16 protein-coding genes and 1 pseudogene are annotated in these 16583 nt (G+C 41.2%); all 17 read right to left on the bottom strand.

The features are described 5' to 3' along the window. Positions 1-267 (bottom strand): annotated as a pseudogene (locus tag IQ31_RS26585) (IS256 family transposase); the annotation flags it as partial. Positions 268-353: 86 nt separating this feature from the next. Next, positions 354-1196, bottom strand: a complete 843-nt coding sequence (locus IQ31_RS26580) for a hypothetical protein (protein ID WP_145331335.1) — start codon at positions 1194-1196, stop codon at positions 354-356. A 3-nt stretch (positions 1197-1199) separates the two neighbouring features. Continuing rightward, positions 1200-1841 carry a hypothetical protein gene (locus IQ31_RS26575; protein ID WP_145331333.1) on the bottom strand — a complete coding sequence of 214 codons (642 nt, stop codon included), beginning with the start codon at positions 1839-1841 and terminating at the stop codon, positions 1200-1202. Then, the gene (locus IQ31_RS26570) at positions 1819-2598 is read right to left on the bottom strand and encodes a hypothetical protein (protein WP_145331331.1); all 780 of its coding nucleotides are present in this window, start codon (positions 2596-2598) and stop codon (positions 1819-1821) included. Before IQ31_RS26570 ends, IQ31_RS26575 begins: the two co-directional genes overlap by 23 nt. Before the next feature lie 145 nt (positions 2599-2743). Beyond that, a complete protein-coding gene (locus tag IQ31_RS26565) occupies positions 2744-3286 on the bottom strand; it encodes a hypothetical protein (RefSeq protein WP_145331329.1) in 543 nt (180 codons plus the stop codon). Continuing rightward, a complete protein-coding gene (locus IQ31_RS26560) occupies positions 3264-4499 on the bottom strand; it encodes a hypothetical protein (protein ID WP_145331327.1) in 1236 nt (411 codons plus the stop codon). The genes IQ31_RS26565 and IQ31_RS26560 overlap by 23 nt, the downstream gene beginning before the upstream one ends. Before the next feature lie 3 nt (positions 4500-4502). Beyond that, positions 4503-6470, bottom strand: coding sequence for a secretin and TonB N-terminal domain-containing protein (locus tag IQ31_RS26555; RefSeq protein WP_244294590.1), 1968 nt, complete (start codon positions 6468-6470; stop codon positions 4503-4505). Further along, on the bottom strand, positions 6470-7897 hold the full coding sequence (locus tag IQ31_RS26550) for a GspE/PulE family protein (protein WP_145331325.1): 1428 nt from the start codon (positions 7895-7897) through the stop codon (positions 6470-6472). Before IQ31_RS26550 ends, IQ31_RS26555 begins: the two co-directional genes overlap by 1 nt. Before the next feature lie 38 nt (positions 7898-7935). Then, a complete protein-coding gene (locus IQ31_RS26545) occupies positions 7936-8439 on the bottom strand; it encodes a hypothetical protein (protein ID WP_145331323.1) in 504 nt (167 codons plus the stop codon). A 1-nt stretch (position 8440) separates the two neighbouring features. Continuing rightward, entirely contained in the window at positions 8441-8857 is a 417-nt protein-coding gene (locus IQ31_RS26540) for a type IV pilin protein (protein WP_112375240.1), read from the bottom strand. Positions 8858-9459: 602 nt separating this feature from the next. After that, positions 9460-9870 (bottom strand): hypothetical protein, encoded by a 411-nt coding sequence (locus IQ31_RS26535; RefSeq protein WP_158638983.1) that lies wholly within the window; start codon positions 9868-9870, stop codon positions 9460-9462. After that, positions 9851-10312: a hypothetical protein gene (locus tag IQ31_RS26530; protein ID WP_145331319.1), complete on the bottom strand. Its 462-nt coding sequence runs from the start codon at positions 10310-10312 to the stop codon at positions 9851-9853. The genes IQ31_RS26535 and IQ31_RS26530 overlap by 20 nt, the downstream gene beginning before the upstream one ends. A gap of 73 nt (positions 10313-10385) precedes the next feature. Continuing rightward, positions 10386-10961 (bottom strand): hypothetical protein, encoded by a 576-nt coding sequence (locus tag IQ31_RS26525; protein ID WP_145331317.1) that lies wholly within the window; start codon positions 10959-10961, stop codon positions 10386-10388. Positions 10962-10978: 17 nt separating this feature from the next. Next, entirely contained in the window at positions 10979-11608 is a 630-nt protein-coding gene (locus IQ31_RS26520; protein ID WP_158638982.1) for a M91 family zinc metallopeptidase, read from the bottom strand. 63 nt (positions 11609-11671) lie between these two features. After that, entirely contained in the window at positions 11672-13843 is a 2172-nt protein-coding gene (locus IQ31_RS26515) for an RHS repeat-associated core domain-containing protein (RefSeq protein ID WP_145331313.1), read from the bottom strand. A gap of 92 nt (positions 13844-13935) precedes the next feature. Further along, the gene (locus tag IQ31_RS26510) at positions 13936-14370 is read right to left on the bottom strand and encodes a hypothetical protein (RefSeq protein WP_145331311.1); all 435 of its coding nucleotides are present in this window, start codon (positions 14368-14370) and stop codon (positions 13936-13938) included. 7 nt (positions 14371-14377) lie between these two features. Beyond that, the coding region (locus tag IQ31_RS26505) for an RHS repeat-associated core domain-containing protein (protein WP_244294589.1) at positions 14378-16583 on the bottom strand (2206 nt) is incomplete at its 5' end.

Here is a 16583-nt window from a genome sequence, read left to right as displayed (position 1 = left end):
GTTTCGGTCACGACCGCTCTCCAGTTCAAAATGTCCGGCCTGAAGGCTCCGTACCGTCTTTTTTGTCTTCCCGTTTTTACGATTAATCTCCCCGGAAGCTTTACTTTCCTGTAGATGATGATCCAGCTCACCTTCAAGCATACTTTCCAGAAGGTGTTTCAACATCGGAGCGAAAACTCCGTCGGTACCGCCCATTTTCTTGCCTTCGTAAAGGCCTCTCATTGCTTCCTCTTTGAAGCGTTCAAAGTCAAATTCCTCTTTTTCCATTTGCTGTGTCTAATATAAATATTCTTTATTTGACACAGTTTAATTTACACCCTCAATTTTAATACTCTCATAACGAACAATCTTATTTATTTGCGGTACACATTAATCCTATCTTGCAGGTCTTTAATCTGCTGCTGTTGCTCTATCAGATGCAGTGTAATCTCCTCGATTTTTTGAAGTAAAATTTTATTCATTTCACCGAGGAACTGGCCATTTTCTTCAACTTCAGCGGCTTTCGGTACACCGGGCAAATGCTTATTTTTTTCAATGAATACTGCTGTTTCTTTCAACGTTGGTAACTGATATCCATCAGCAAATACATAATCTGGCCAATTGGCTGTCTCGATTTTGACTTCCTGTGCACGGATCTTTCCGTTTACAGATAAAGTCTCTTGAGGAGCTGAAGTCCCAATACCAACTCGGCCATTAAAGCCTACATAAAACTTATCATCTACATTTAGCCTTCCTCTCGCAGCTTCGGCTCTGACGGTTCCGCCGCCATCAGGCAATGCGCCTGAGTAAAGCTTCGCTACATTCCAGCCATAGGTATCATTTAAGAGCTGTAGATTTGCTATTGCTACGGTAAAATTTACTTCAATAAAAGTAGTGTCTTTATCGTAAGTAAGGCGCGCGCCAGACCAATACCCAGCATTACTATTCGTCTTAACAGAGATGCCGCCAGTGGTCAACCAATCTTTGAACCATTCGATATCGAGGTAATTGGGCGTATTACTCCCTCCACTAGTAAATAAGGTTACTTTCCCAAATCCCCGACCTCCAAGATTATTCACATAAGCAACTCTCTTCCAACCCGCAGTACTAACGGAAGCTGTAGCAGCAGTTTGGGCCGAAAGGTGGCCCGAACTAAAAATGATAAAAATTGCCCCGATGAGCATTATCAAACGATATAAGAAATATTGTGGCTTCATGTATTACTTAGTTAATAAATTTTTAAGCTGTTCCATTTGTTCCAATACACCTTGAATAGTCTCATTCTGCTTTTTTATCTCATTATCTTTTTCTATCAAATGCAATGTAAGTTCCTCCACCTTCTGCATCAAGATCTTATTCATTTCGCCCAACGACAGCCCGTCTTGTTCAACCTCCGCTGCTTTTGGCACACCAGGAAGGTGCTTATGCTTCTCGATAAATTCAGCGGTCTCTTTCAAGCTTGGCAACTGATATCCAGCATTGAATACATAATCTGGCCAATTAGTAGTTTCGACTTTTATTTCTTGAGCTCGGATTTTACCATTTACTGAAAGCATTTCTTTAGGTTTTGATGTCCCTATACCGACAAATCCACCTATATCATTAAGAATTAGATTCCCCTCATCATTTTGGACCTGATAAGCAACGCTTCTGATATAAAAATCCCCGGTAGGATAAGTATGTTCTAAAACTTGAATCCCAGACGAACTCCGAAACAGTACATTCCCGATACCTACCGATCCCGTCCTATTAATTGCCGAGGTGGTATTAACGGTTCCATTAAAAAATTGTTGTGCCACAGCTGTATTGCAAGCCAATATCAATAACACAACCAACAAGTTACAAATTTTCATTTTTCTCATTAATTTGTCTTTTTAGGTTTGATAACTCAGTTTTAATAATTGAAATATCTTTATCCTTTTCTATTAAATGTAATGTCAGTTCCTCAATCTTCTGCATCAAGATCCTGTTCATTTCTCCCAGAGACAAACCATTTTCTTCAACTACCGCTGCTTTAGGCACACCTGGAAGATGTTTGTTTTTCTCGATAAATTCTGCTGTTTCTTTCAGGCTTGGCAACTGATATCCATCGGTAAATACATAATCCGGCCAATTAGCAGTTTCTACTTTTATCTCTTGGGCACGGATTGTCCCTCGAACGGCTAATTTTTCATTTGGATATTCTATACCAATACCAACATTACCATTTGATCTTATCGTGAATTTAGAAGCCATATCAAGATCATTGTCACTCAAATAAAAACTTATTGATGAGCCCCAGCCTCCTTTATCTGCTACAATACTTATACCAGCAGTTCCTTTTCCAGCAACAAAACGACTCCACCCCTTATTTACATCATCATATAAATTTGCCCCAAGGAATAGTCTATGTTTTGTATCTGAAGTTTGGACAATCCCTCCATATCCGCTTCCGAGCGGATCCCCTAACAGAATACTGCTATGATCACCTTTAGCTATTTGCACTCCACTATTGTTTGTTCCTACCAAAGGAGTTATTGTACCTACACCTACATTTCCACTCGCTGGAAATGAGTTCGTCTGTGCCTTTCCAAATAGTGGCAACCCTAATACTATTAGTAAAACCTTCTTTATTTTCATAATATGGTTAAAAATTTATTTTTTTAAATAAACATCAATCACTAGATTTTAGACATTAAATCGACCTGTAACCTCCCTTCCCTCCACCAAAGGTCAAGGCTAGAGGAACAGAATAAGTCTCAAAAGTATCTTAGATATATTTCCTCTACCTCTCCAATTTCACCTTAAATCCCACTTCTCCTTCAATTACTTTACGTTCGTTGGCCGATACCCTCCTATTGTCAAACTTTAAAGTCACGGTGCTCAGATAGCCCAAAGTATTGATCTTTTCCAGCTCGGCAATGGAAGCGACTATAGACCGATAGTCTCCCTTTAAGGTTAAGCTCTTGGATTTGACAGCAGCACTATCCACCTGCATGGCATTCTTAGGAAGATTATTGAAATAGACCTGAATACGCGGTGAATTAATCGCCCGGCTTGCTTCTGAAAGGAAATTATCGTTCCAGGTTGCCGAGTCACTTTGATAAACTTTACTCAGGCTATCCAAAACTTTACTCTTCCGTGTAAAATCAAACTGCGTACTATTGCTGATGTCATTGCCGATCAGACTATTCAGACGTGTATTTTCACGATAGGCCAGATAGGTCTTTTGGAAGGCCAAAAACCAGGCAAGCACTAGGAGAATCCCGGCACCTACAAACAATAGCTTGTTGCGTTTTTTATAATCAATTTCCTTCCACTTTATCATTGTAGTTTATCTTTATGGTAAAGGCATCCATCGTTTCGTCCTGTTGCTTGTTGCCATATTCCTCAATACTGACCTTTGCGATCCAGGGATTATTCTTGAGTTCACGCAGCCACAGATTGAGCATTTCCAAAGTTGGACTATTCCCTTTGATGATAATCTGGTCAGCTTGTTGGATCACTGTATTCCCGAGTCCTTTTGATTGCGGATTGACCTGGATCTGTGCCAGGCTTATCTGCATAAACTGTCGGATGGAATAGCCGATCTGATCCAGTAGCCAGGCTTTGGAAACACCACCATTCCAACCCAGTTCAGCCAATAGCTGCTCATTGCTCTTTATTCCCCCCTCTAACTTTCCTAAATCCTGCACCGTGCTCTGTTGACTACTTACCCGGTCTTCTAAGGCCATATTTTCCTGATAATAATGACTAAATAAGAAGGTGTTCGCTAGCAGCAAAAGAAAAAAAACAGCAATAATAATCAGCAGGTTTACATTGAACTTTTGCTTTTCGAGCCAGCTTTGACGCTGTTCTTCCACTTCTGGAATAAGCAGCCCATACTCAGGAACGTAACCTGCCATCAAAGCTGAAAAAGCAACTGCATAAGCGGTCACATACTGCGCTTTAATCGGATGGTCGCCAATCTTTAAAGCAAAACGGCTCTCGAACTCAGGTCCGAATCGGTAGTCCTGCCAACGTTTATCTTCACTACTGACATTTACTGAATGTCCATCAAAAGTGTAGGCATCACCGTAACTATTAATCTGACCAAGTATTGCGTCCAGCACAAAAGGACCGACAAACACTTTAATAACCTGATATCCGCAGACTGCAAATCTGTCGATCATCTCCACAATATAATCCTTTCGCACAAAAGCCACCCATTGCTTTGATTCCCCTTGCAGCTGTCCATGATAAAAACGATCCGCATCATAGCTGGGGAATATAGACTTCAACCGCTCCTCATCCAGATCCATAGGCGCAGTCTCTTTGATAAGGATCTGCCTTGAATCAAGGTGAAGTGCAATAGGTGTATCTTTGTACTTATTGTTTGTGATAAGTTCCCAGTCATCTACCTCCCAGGTATCTTCAATTTCAAGTTGGTCTTTCTCTAACTTCACCTTGCAGTACCGAAAGGATAGGCTGGAGGCATCCTGTCGGAAGGAAATTCCAAGACAAGCATTCAGTCGATATTTTTCCTTGATCCTGTTCAACATGTATTAATACAATATCGTTGGTTTAATAAAGACGACTGAGACAACCTTCTGTGTACTTTTCTCCCGGCTGCTAAACAACCATTTCAAGATCGGAATACGGGACAAGATCGGAATTCCCCTTCCACTATTGCTATTTTCGGTACGCTCAATTCCTCCTAGTACGATCATATCTTCATTACGTGCACGAATAATGGACTCAAACTTACTGTTGGATGTCGGAGGTGGTTCGTTGTCTTTTGGCGTTCCTATAAAATCGGAGATGTCTACTTTGATTTTCATGGTAATCTGATCGTCGCCCGAAACTACTGGCACAACCTCGATCTTTAAATCCGCATTGACTTCCTTATACTGCGTCGTGAATACGTTTGTGTTAGTTAATCCGGGAAAAACATTCTGTGTTTCGATTTTATAATAACGCATACTCCCTATACTTAAAGTAGCCTTGTGTCCATTTAAAGTCGAAAGCTTAGGTACAGAACGTAATTCAACATTCTTATTTTCCTCTAAGGCCTGCAGCCGTACATAAAAATTTGGAGTTACACGGCCGAGGTTGAACGAGTTATTTTTCCCGATCTGCGACAAAAAGCGATTGACGGAACCAGCACCAAACGTAAAACCATCGGAAAGACTCCCACCTGTCTTTGGAATAGAATCTGCTACCCCCATTTTAATACCGGTTTTTAGTGTATTTCCCTTCTGAATATCCAGTAGTGTTACTTCAATCAATACCATCGGCACCAATTTATCCAACTGCTTCACATAAGTTTCAATTTCACGGATCTGTGGTCCCGAGCCTGAAAGCAGCAGCATATTCTGTTCCTTAAATTCTTTGATCTCAACATCTTTCCGCCATTCCATCGGAATCATCATCATAATGGTATCAATGGAACGGTGCTGAAGCTGGATAATCTTATTATCGCGTAGTCCTTCGTTGCGACGATTTCCAATTAAATAGGTATCCTTGTCCATCCGGAAGGTATACGGTGTTCCCTGAAAAATGGAGGTCAGGAACTGGTCGAAAGAAATATCTTTTACATTGGTCGTAATATTTCCGTCAATCTGGCTATAGATAAAATAATTAACGTTAGCTTCCTCGGAAGCACGCTTAATCAATTCGATAATTGGCGTATTGGTTGCCTGTATCGTGAAACGCTTTCCTCTACCCTCTTCCGTTTTTCCATAAAGGGCATAGTTACCTGGCTGCCCGCCACCCATGCCCGGATTCATTCCACTGGATCCGTTTGCAGGATTACTTGCATTGTCCGGTCTAAAACGAACATCCGTCTGCCGGTCGTCATTGATAAACAGTTCCTCTCCGGGGATCAAGGACTCAAATACATACACATTGTCATTGGTCTTGCGGTATTTCAACCCATTCACATAGGCCAATTTTTCCAATGCTGTTTCAAATGGCGCCTCAGCCATAAATCCCGTCACGGTCTTCTGAAGCAAGGGTGTGGGCACGATCAAGTTTTTACCTGATAGGGAGCTGATCTTATGTGCCACCTTGCCCAAGGGATCATTCTGCAGTTCATAGCCCAGTCCATCACTTGATGTATTGTACTGCACCTTGATATCCTTTTCAATCTGAACAGGCTGGGGCTCCGGTAATTTTTTGATCGTCATAATCGAACCGATCACATCGATATCCAGACCATATGTTTTCGCTAGAAATAGCAGTACGTTTTTAGCGGTTTCGCCTGTAAAGTTATTGACGATGGAAAAACTCAACGCAGGGTCCACATTGATATTCAGGTCATTGGACTGCGCGAGAGCCCGTAGAAATTCCTGCGCCGTAACGCCAGAAACGGAAAGTTTCACCTTCTTTTGTAATCCTGGTACTGTCCCTGCCAACGCTTCCAGCCGTTGTTCCACGCGCGCATAGTTTTCTGTCGCATTTTGAGCAAAAGTGCTGATGCTAAAAGACAGTAATAGCAATAAGGTTAAATATAATGTTCTCAAACTCATCATCAATAATTGAATAGTAATGGATAGATTTCCTCTATCGTTGTTTCCCCGGCAGCGAAAAGCTCAAATGCATTTTCGCCAAGTGTTTTTATTTTTCGTTCTTTCAGTTGCTCGTCCACCCGCATATTCCCTTTTTTGATCTCGTCCACCAGCCCCTGATCCATCGGAATAATCTCATAGACCGCTTTTCGCCCTTTAAAACCTGTAAAATAACAAGATGCGCAACCCACGGCAACTGCATGCCTATGCACCGTAAAATAAGGTTTAAATTGCCTGGGGTATAGATCTGCTTTCAGCTCCTCCTCCCGTTTACAATTGGGGCAAAGCGTGCGCACTAAACGCTGGGCTACAGAAGTATTTAGGGTACCAGCGATCAAAAAATTGGGAATCCCCATATCGATCAAACGCGATACCGTTCCCCAAGCAGAATTCGTGTGGATGGTAGACAATACCAAGTGTCCCGTTAGAGCCGCCCGTATGGCCATATTGGCGGTATCGGGATCACGGATCTCCCCCACCATAATAATATCCGGATCCTGACGCAAGAACGTACGCAGTGCAGCACCGAAGCTCAGTCCGATATTTTCCTTGAGCTGTACCTGGTTGATACCCTCCAGCGTATACTCGATAGGGTCTTCGATGGTCAGAATATTATTTGTGGTCTTATTTAAGTGTTTTAATGTAGCGTATAAGGTAGTTGTCTTACCCGAACCAGTAGGTCCGCTGATCAGCAAAATACCATTGGGCTTTTTCACTCCGTGGAGGTAATTTTCATAATCCTCCGGGGACATCCCCAATTTATCCAGTTGGATATTGGTGGCATTATTGTTCAGTAGACGCAGTACCACCTTTTCCCCGTGAAGAGTGGGTAGCACCGATACACGGATATCAAACTGATCCTGATTACGTCTGTAATGGATACGCCCATCTTGTGGCAGGCGTTTTTCGGCAATATCCAGATTGGACATGATCTTGATCTTATTGATCAAAGCCGGATAGTCCTCTCTTTTCAGCACATACCGCTCTACCATCATTCCATCGATACGAACGCGTACACGGCAGCGGTTTTCATAGGTCTCTATATGAATATCACTGCTTTTGAGCTGTTTTGCTTCATAGATTAAATTATCAAGAAAATCTGCATTGAAGACTAGATTTTTGACAGCTTCATTTCCTTCCGACTGTTTTTCGCCAAAGTAATGCTTATTGAGCCACTCTTCGATCTGGGCCGATGAAGTAATCTCCAGGATAATATGCTCATCAAAGAGGATAGCCAGCTCATTCTCCAGCCCGGAAAGGTCCGTGGACCGATCTGTATAAAAATGAATTTCCTTGCTATTCCGATCAAATGGAATAATACGGTAGTGCCATGCGATATCCCGGGAGATTGCATGCAGTATTTCTGTTGAAAAATGATAACCTGTCCCCACAACGCTTCTTTGTTAATAATTCGGTATACTTTTCTATGCTATGACATAAACGATTGACCGATCAAATCCCAATCAATCCAATTCATTCGTTCGGAGGTAAAATATCCTAAAAAAAGTAAAGCCTGGCAACCCGCCAGTGGAATACCTTTTTGCGGATCCCGCCAATTTTTGTTGACCATCGCAACCAACAATGCGGTGATTAAACTGACAATGTGGAAAAGAAAAAAGTTCAAAAAGGGCATATACAACAATATACAGAGCAAAAATGCGATATCCCCCCAGCCCAGCTTTCGATCCATGATCCGTCCCCATTGCCCATCTTTGATTCGGAAATAGATCAGAATGGCACCCATTTGAAAAGTCAAAAACAAGCTACCCGCCAAGATATCCGGATAAGAGTCCTGCCAATAACTTTGTGTTAGCTTGAGTCCCAAAAGCAGTATGGCTAGTAGAAGAAAGAGAACAATGCTTACAGCGCGTTGTTTAAAATCCTGATAAGCTATACCGATTAAAAGAACAACAATGGATATGGTCCACCACATGTTAATCTGCGGTAACCTCTTTTAGGTTTTTATCTTGATCTATTTCCCACACATTGAACTTACCGTCGCCATTGAAATCCACTACGGCAGTTGCTCTACCTAGAAAAGTGTTCTGATCGGCCCGAACAATCTCGATCCGATAATTGGCTTTTCCGTCTTTCCCGTCGGTACTTAATTTTTCCTGTACAAAACCGATCTCATCCAGGTTGCCACTGTATTTGGACTTTTCGAAAAAATAGTTTTTCTCCAGGGTCTGCAAATGTTGGAGCTGTACTTTAGCTTCGGTGCTTTTGGCTTTGGTAATCAATGGCATCAGGTTAGGTAATGCCAATAACACCAGGATACCGATAATCACCATGACCACAAGGATTTCCGTGAGGCTATAGGCCTTTAACCGCTTTTTGTAGAATCTTTTCATAACAATTTCTTTCCCAAGTTAATTTAACCAGCGCTAATATAAATATTTTCGTTTAACTCTTAAGATTAAAATCAATTCTTGCATACGTTTTACCTAAATTGCTTTTAACATAGCTTAACGTCAAATTCCCTAGTTATAGGTGAGTTTATTTTAGCTATAAAAATTGGCTAATATTTAATGAAAGACCAACAATACCAAACCCTTATCGATTAGGGATTGAAATCTTGAAACTTGGAATTAAAAGAAAAAACAAACTTAATTATATTTTAACGACTTCATCAAATAAAAACACAACAGATTTTTTGTCAATGTTTGTTTTTTTAGAAATACAATAAGGTACCAACTTCTCTGAAATATCTTCCTTAAAATTAACTCTCACATCTATTGTAATAGTTTTATTTTGTTGATCAATTGCGTATCGAAAGTCTTTTCCATCCGGATCAATAAAACGTAAAGGATTATTAACATCGTAACTATAAGGAGATCATCTTCTGTGCTTCTCCACCAACGGATCAACCACATTCCACCTTCCTATCTCCGCATCATAAAACCTTGCCTCGTAATCGTATTGTTTATCATAGTGCCTTTGTATTTTATATACATCATTCACAAACTAGATTGTTTAAGCTATGAAAATTTGCTAAACTATCAATATAAAATTTCACTGAAGCACGGCTAGCATCATAAACTGTACTATTAGAGAAAATATAATTCCTATTCGGTTTTAAAAGAAAAATTGATTTTTCAGATTCAGGATATATCTTTACTAAATCATTGTTTAAATCAATGTTTTCAAGATCTACAGTTTTTTGATGTCTTATCCCACCCTTCAAATGAAAATAATAGATGGCATCATCATCTTCAATTTCAAAACGTACAATGTCTCCTTCTTTTGATATTATTTTTTTTTCATTCAGATTAATGCAAATATTATTTCCAGCACAACCTATCATTGAATAAGCGAACATCACTAAATATAAAAAGAACACATAATTATTTATCTTCATCATCATCCTTCTTTTTAGTTGAACTATTAAAGTAATTTATCCAAGCCTGAAGCTTATCTATTTTGTTTTCCTCTGATAACCCGCCGCTTAAAAGTTCCGTAATTGCATTTTTTCCTATTTTTTTATTGACAAAATCATTAAAATTTTTAAAATTTACTGCACCTTTCTCTGCTTCTTTCTCATATTCATCATCATGTCCGTTATTGGTATATTGTTTAGCAAATTCTCCAAAATAAGAAATCAAACCATCATGCTTTTCCACTTGAGGTAAATACCCTACTTCATGGGATGATAGACCCCACCATGCATCAAGATTTTTCCCGTAGCCATTATTTTTGTATAATTGAGGATCATAAGAAAAAAATTCTCTGTATACGTAATAGTCATGTAATCCTTTGTTCCAACAGAAATAGCTCCGCCAACGGATCCACCACATTCCATCTCCCAATTTCTGCGTCGTAAAACCTTGCCCCGTAGTCCAGTTTACCTTTATAAGATATAAGAACTTTCCCCGTTCCTATTTATTCGACACCAAATTCCTCAAAAGAAATAGTTTCTATTTGATTATTATCCGCACCATCCATATCAACTCTCGTAGCCATAAAATAAAATCCGTCCGATATTCCCATACCCACTCGATTTTTGAGATTACCGATATATTGAGTCTCCCAGTTCTTTACTTTTTCAACGATATGAGAGGGTATATTTACATTAGTGTTCTCCAAATCTGTATTACTGATTGAAAATTTACTAATGTGCAGTTTTTTCTTTCCAGCCTGCCGATGATAACTATAGGCTAAACGATCATTCCAGATCAGCCCAACATAATCTCCCCAAGCAGGATTAAATCCTTCTAAAATTGTAAAATGGCCAGGCCCAACCACATCCACAGCTTCTTTAGCCAATATATTTCGACCTTGCTTTCCAAAATTGATAATGCTCGCATAATCGCTTTTTTTGTCCATATTATTGTAATACGCCAACTGATTCATATGAACTTTTTCCAAAACACAAATAGATTTTTGCATTAGAACCTTATTTCCTTTACAAGCAATAAATAAAAAACAAATCAAAACAATTTTCAAATAATGTTTCATAATCTAATATTTTATGATTACCAATATTTAGTAACCCATCCAGGCCTGATCGGCTTATTATTTGCATCTAATATTCTCGGAGCAAGAGGACTTAATATACCATTATTATCTTGCGATCTATAATATTCTCTTAGCGGAAGCCCCATTTGAGTTCTCAACTGGTTCTCCTTGTATGTGGCCTGCCACTCATCATATTTAAGACCACGATACGACCTACCATCCAACAGGCCTCTATTCGCATCTCTACCATGAAATAGCTCGTGTCCTAAGTTTGCAGTTGCGCTATTATTTTTTTTACCCCCCAAAACCCATACACTACCTCCATTGGGATTCCAATTTATAACACCTCCCGCTCCTCCTTCCATAGCTGATGCAGATGTACTCGCAAACGACATTGCGAGATCAGGATCTGAATATAATTGTCCCGAATAACCTGCCTCTCTTTGATTTGGATTTATTTCAAAATTATTATTTGAACTGTTCTGGATTATAAAATTATTACTTGATCCTTGCAATTCTCCAAGTAACGAAGCTCCTTCTTTGGTGCCTCCAATAGAATTCAATGCAACAAATGCCTTTCCAAGAAATCCTTTATAACCCGTGACATTACCACTTTTATCCGTCTTTACCCCATTACCAGTGTACACTGTTCCATTTGCATTATAAAAACCTCCGTTTTTATAAAGAATATTATTTCCTCCATACGAGACTCATAAAGAGTCCCCATTTATATCTATTAGATTTATTGGATTATTTGCTGCATAACTATAAGATGAAAGATGAGAATATTTCTCAGCAAACCGGTCTATGAAATTCCACCTCCCTATCTCGGCATCATAAAACCTTGCCCCGTAATCATACTGATCTCCAAGCTCGCCCTGGATCTCCTTGCCATTATAAAGATAATTATTATTTCCGCCTGCTACAACCTTACGCTTGCCAAATGGATAATAGTTATCCCGTTGCACTAAATCCACTGCAGTCGAGCTGCTGCCACGTTTCAGCGTAGCCCGTACATTACCAAGATGGTCCGTCAGATTATAATGGTATACATAGTTTGCCCCATTCCGTTGGGCATAGCCCTCCGAATTATGGATTATATCAATAGTACCATTATTGTATTCGATACCACCCACATAATCCCTGGTCGTGGTGATGACATTCGGCGAAGTTCCGATCTTGGACAATTTCTGAAGTTTTATTCCGTTAGCATCGTAAACAAATGCTACATCAACCCCTGCTTTTTTGGCCGTTTGCGGCAGGTTCAGGTAATTGTACGTAAACAACATACCTAAACGGTCCGTCTTCGCATTACCGTTGGCATCGTAGGTATAGTTCCCCGTCAAGCCGCCACTCAGGCTCATCAGTTTATTGCCCGTATAGCTATAGGTCGTCGCGGTCAAGGCATCTCGTTTCAGGGTCTTGATATTGCCCATGCCAAGGTCATCGTAAGTGATCACCTCCGCTATGCTTGCTACCCCTGTCTGGCCATTGCTACCACTGGTCAACCTGTTCAGCTTATCATATTGATAGCTAAACGTGTTGGGTAGCGTCGCATCATCCCCCCAAAGCTGCTGGCTGATATTGCCGTTCCACTGTGGGTTTGTACCATCCTGGTATTTCAGCTGCTGGCTGAATTTGAGAGATGTACTTTTACTCAGCCAGCCACGCTCATTGTAGCTATACGTAGTGCTGTTGACAAAGGAACTCTCCGTGCCTGCCTTGCCCACGGCTTTACTTTTCAGCTGGCCGATCTCATTGTAGCTATTGGAGGCCAGAGTCACCTCCGCCTGTGAACCGATCTTCTCTTTTGTCGAAACAAGCCTGCCCACATGATCATAATCATTTGTCGTAACAACGGTTGTTGCAGCCCCTGTCGCCGGCGTATGTACCCGTGTGCTGGTCAGCAGTTCTCCCAGAAAATTATAGGTGTTGGTCACATAATCCGTTCCTTCAAGATGGTTCTTTGAGGCAGTCTGGATAACCCGGCCATAGTCATCGTAGTACATTACAGACAGCAACGGTTGCGTACCATCTGTCCGGTAGATTTTGGTACCCGTCTGCAACGACTTGATCTTGGTACTCTTTGTGATTCCGCTGACAGGAAGTGTAGTCGCTCCGGCAAAGGTATAGTCATCGTAGTAATTGACAATGAGCGGCGTAATCGTAATACCCGTACCAGCCAGCGGAAACGTCGTCGCTGGTGATGGGTAATCTGCTCCCGAACGGGTCTCCCAAAGTGGGCCTGTCGCGGCATCCACAAGCCCGCTCACATCAGCCCGCGTCAGCTTGACCGTATTGGTATAAAGTCCACTGGAAGTGGTACGACCAAAGGCATCATACCTGCTGTAGCTCCACTCTTTGCGTACCCGCTGCTCGGCATCCTGGGTAAGTACGACCTGATCGTTCTTGTTATAGACCAGATACTCCCACCCTTTACCCGGGATCTTCTTCTCGATCAGCCTACGACGTTCATCGTATTTATAACTATAGATATAATTATCGAAATTTGCATAAGTGCCATCGGTGGTCACTTCGCTAAAACTGGTTCCCGTCACTGCGGGAGGGATCACATAACGGAGGTCTCCAAAATCATCGTATACGTAATACGTATTCAGTGCCTTGGTCTCGCTCTCCCACACCCGTTTGAGAACAACACGTCCCTCAAAATCCTTATACTCGTCCACTGATCCGGAACGTGCTGTGGTGTTGACGCTGTTCTCGTCCCGTACCGTTGTGCGGTAAAGTTTGCCCGCTGAATAGTTAGTCGTACCGTTAGCCCCACTCGCCGTTACCGTCCATAGCTTAACAACATCAAGCCCGCTGGTCGTATTGGTACCATAGCTGGTTTTTACCGTATGCCCCGTACCTGGCGCTGGCAAGGGCTGCCAGGCTGCACCCGGAGCACCCTGTTCAATGGGCTGTTTTCAAAATAAAACAATAGCCAAATCTTATCGGATTGGGCTATTGTTTATTAATCCAAAAGCACCTTTACACCATACAAGTAGACATTACCACTTACGTTAGGTTGATTATTTTTTATAGATTTTAAAGTTCGATAATATTCTTCTAAAAAAGGTTTGAACCTCTTCATATAATTATAATCATCCTTATTAGTAATAGTGTCAATCCCATAATAATAATCGGCCAATTTTTTATCTTGATTCTTGGATTTTAAGAACAATTTCATAACCTCAATCTTCATAATTTTATTAGTATTAATTGCAATTTTACCTTCCAACACTGCATATCCAGTAATAGAATCTCCGCTTAAGCTATCTGGTAAACTCAGCGAATACTGTTGCTGATTCTTCGAAGATTGCCCAGACACAGTATTCACTAAGTTATTCTTTATATTACAACTAAATAACATCGCTATAATAACCACTAATAATATCTTATTTTTCATATTAATCTCAATATTTCAACAACGGAAACAATGATTTTATAAGAGGGTTTTGCGTAACAGGAACCGGCGCGCCCTGTCCATATTTTCCGTCTTGATTACCTGTGCTGCCACTACGAAAATTTTCAACAGCTTTCTTAAACATATTAGGATCAAAAGCAGGTGCATACAGTAATCCCGACATGGAATCCTCATAAGCTTTTCCTGCAACCGTTCCTGTACCCCACGGCATTGATGCATATCCCATCACATTATTCATCATATAATTCTGATAAACGGCACGACCGAACAAATACGCCTCAACTTCATTACTAATATAATTTTTTTGACCATTTTCATATTGAAATCCATGAAATAACTCATGAGACACGTTATCCAACACTCTGTATTCATCGGACTTAAGTGCATGTGCAGCTAAGATATCTCCACCCCCATTTTCATTCTTCATAAAAGCGGCCTCAGCTTGCGAAACAATGTTACCATTTTTATCACGGGGAAATTCATTTTTAAAATTAAAAGAGTTTTTTGACGATATTAATGACCTTAAAACCTTTTCTCCAACTTCAACTGAATTCATCCGATTAAGTGCAGTTACTATTGAGGACACAAACTTATCCTTTCCTTTATACTCCATGCCTGCGGAGTATTGCATTCTTTGATCTTTACCATCTTGGTCTTGATAATAAATCCAAATTTCTCTTCCGTCAGGATCAATAAATTTGATTCCATTATTTGCTGCATAAACATAAGGAGATATAGAAACATACTTCTCCGCCAGCGGATCAACAACATTCCAACGGCCTATTTCAGCATCATAAAATCTCGCCCCGTAATCCAGCTGTCCTTCCATTACATAAGAACCTCCCAAGATATGCGTACCACCATTCAGGTCTGTCTGCATCTCCTTGCCATTATAAAGATACTTATTATCAATGCTCGTTGCAATAGATTTTGTCTTTCCAAATGGATAATAATCTTGTTTCTGCATCACAGCCGCAGTGGGCGCGGTAGCCGTACCTTCTTTCTTCAATACCACCCTCACATTGCCAAGGTGATCTGTCAGGTTATAGTAATAGCTAAAGGTTCCTGAACTGTTCAACAAGAACCCATCCTCCGTAGCAATACGTTCGATCACCGGATCTGCTGTACCAGTCCTGCTGTACTCGATACCGCCGATATAATCCTGCTCATTGACAATACCGCCAACCGTAGATTTACGGTTCAGCTTGGCACCTCCAGCATTGTAGGTATAGGCAATGGTCTTACCAGTACCGGTTACTGTTTTGGGAAGGTTCAGGTGATTATACGTCAGCGTCATTCCTGTACGGTCCTTCGTCGCATTGCCGTTCACATCATAGGTAAAGCTTCCTGTTAATCCACCCGAAAGACTCGCTAATCGGTTGCTCTTGTTGCTATTGTTATAGCCATAGGTAATGGTGGTTCCGTTATCCCTTTTTAAGGTTTTGATGTTGCCCATATCGTCATACGTCAATACCTCACTCATCACAGTTCCCGTACTCACACCGCTCTTCAACCGGTTGAGCGCATCATAGCCATAGGTGAATGTACTGTTTGTGGTAGCGGCATAACCCCACAGCTGCTGGGCGATATTGCCGTTGTACTGCGCATTGCCCAATACCGTAGTACTATTGACATTATAGTTCAGCTGCGAGGTAAACTGCGGCGCGCTGGCTTTGGTCTGCCAGCCCCGCTCGTTATACGCATAGGCGATGCTGGTCATAAAGTTGCTGCCACTGTTCTCACTGTGCAGCGACTTGCTCTTCAGCTGGCCGATCTCATTGTAAGCAAGCCTGCTCTGGATTACCTCCGCCTGGCTGTTGACTTTCTTCTTCGTCTGAACCAGCCGGCCCACATGGTCATAGTCATGGGTCGTCAGCATCGTCGTGACCGAACCAGAACTGCCGACACGGTGCTGATGCTTGCTCGTAACCAGCTGTCCCGAAAAATTATAGGTATTGGTGATACGGTCCACTCCCGCCAAATGGTTATCCGAAACAGATTCGATCACCCGGCCATACTTGTCATAATAATTGACCGACAGTAGCGGTGAGTTCCCGTCATCCTTGCTGACCTTGGTACCCGTAAGCAGTCCCTTCACCATCCAGGTGCTGTCAATGCCCGTAGTCGCTGGAAGCACAGTATTGGTTTTGAACTTATAATCATCGTAATAATTGACCGTAAGCTCTACTTTTGTG

This window comes from Sphingobacterium siyangense (assembly GCF_007830445.1).
Taxonomy (GTDB): Bacteria; Bacteroidota; Bacteroidia; order Sphingobacteriales; family Sphingobacteriaceae; genus Sphingobacterium; species Sphingobacterium siyangense.
The sequence above is the reverse complement of the archived record's forward strand: the minus strand, read 5'-3'. Positions and strand labels throughout refer to the sequence as shown.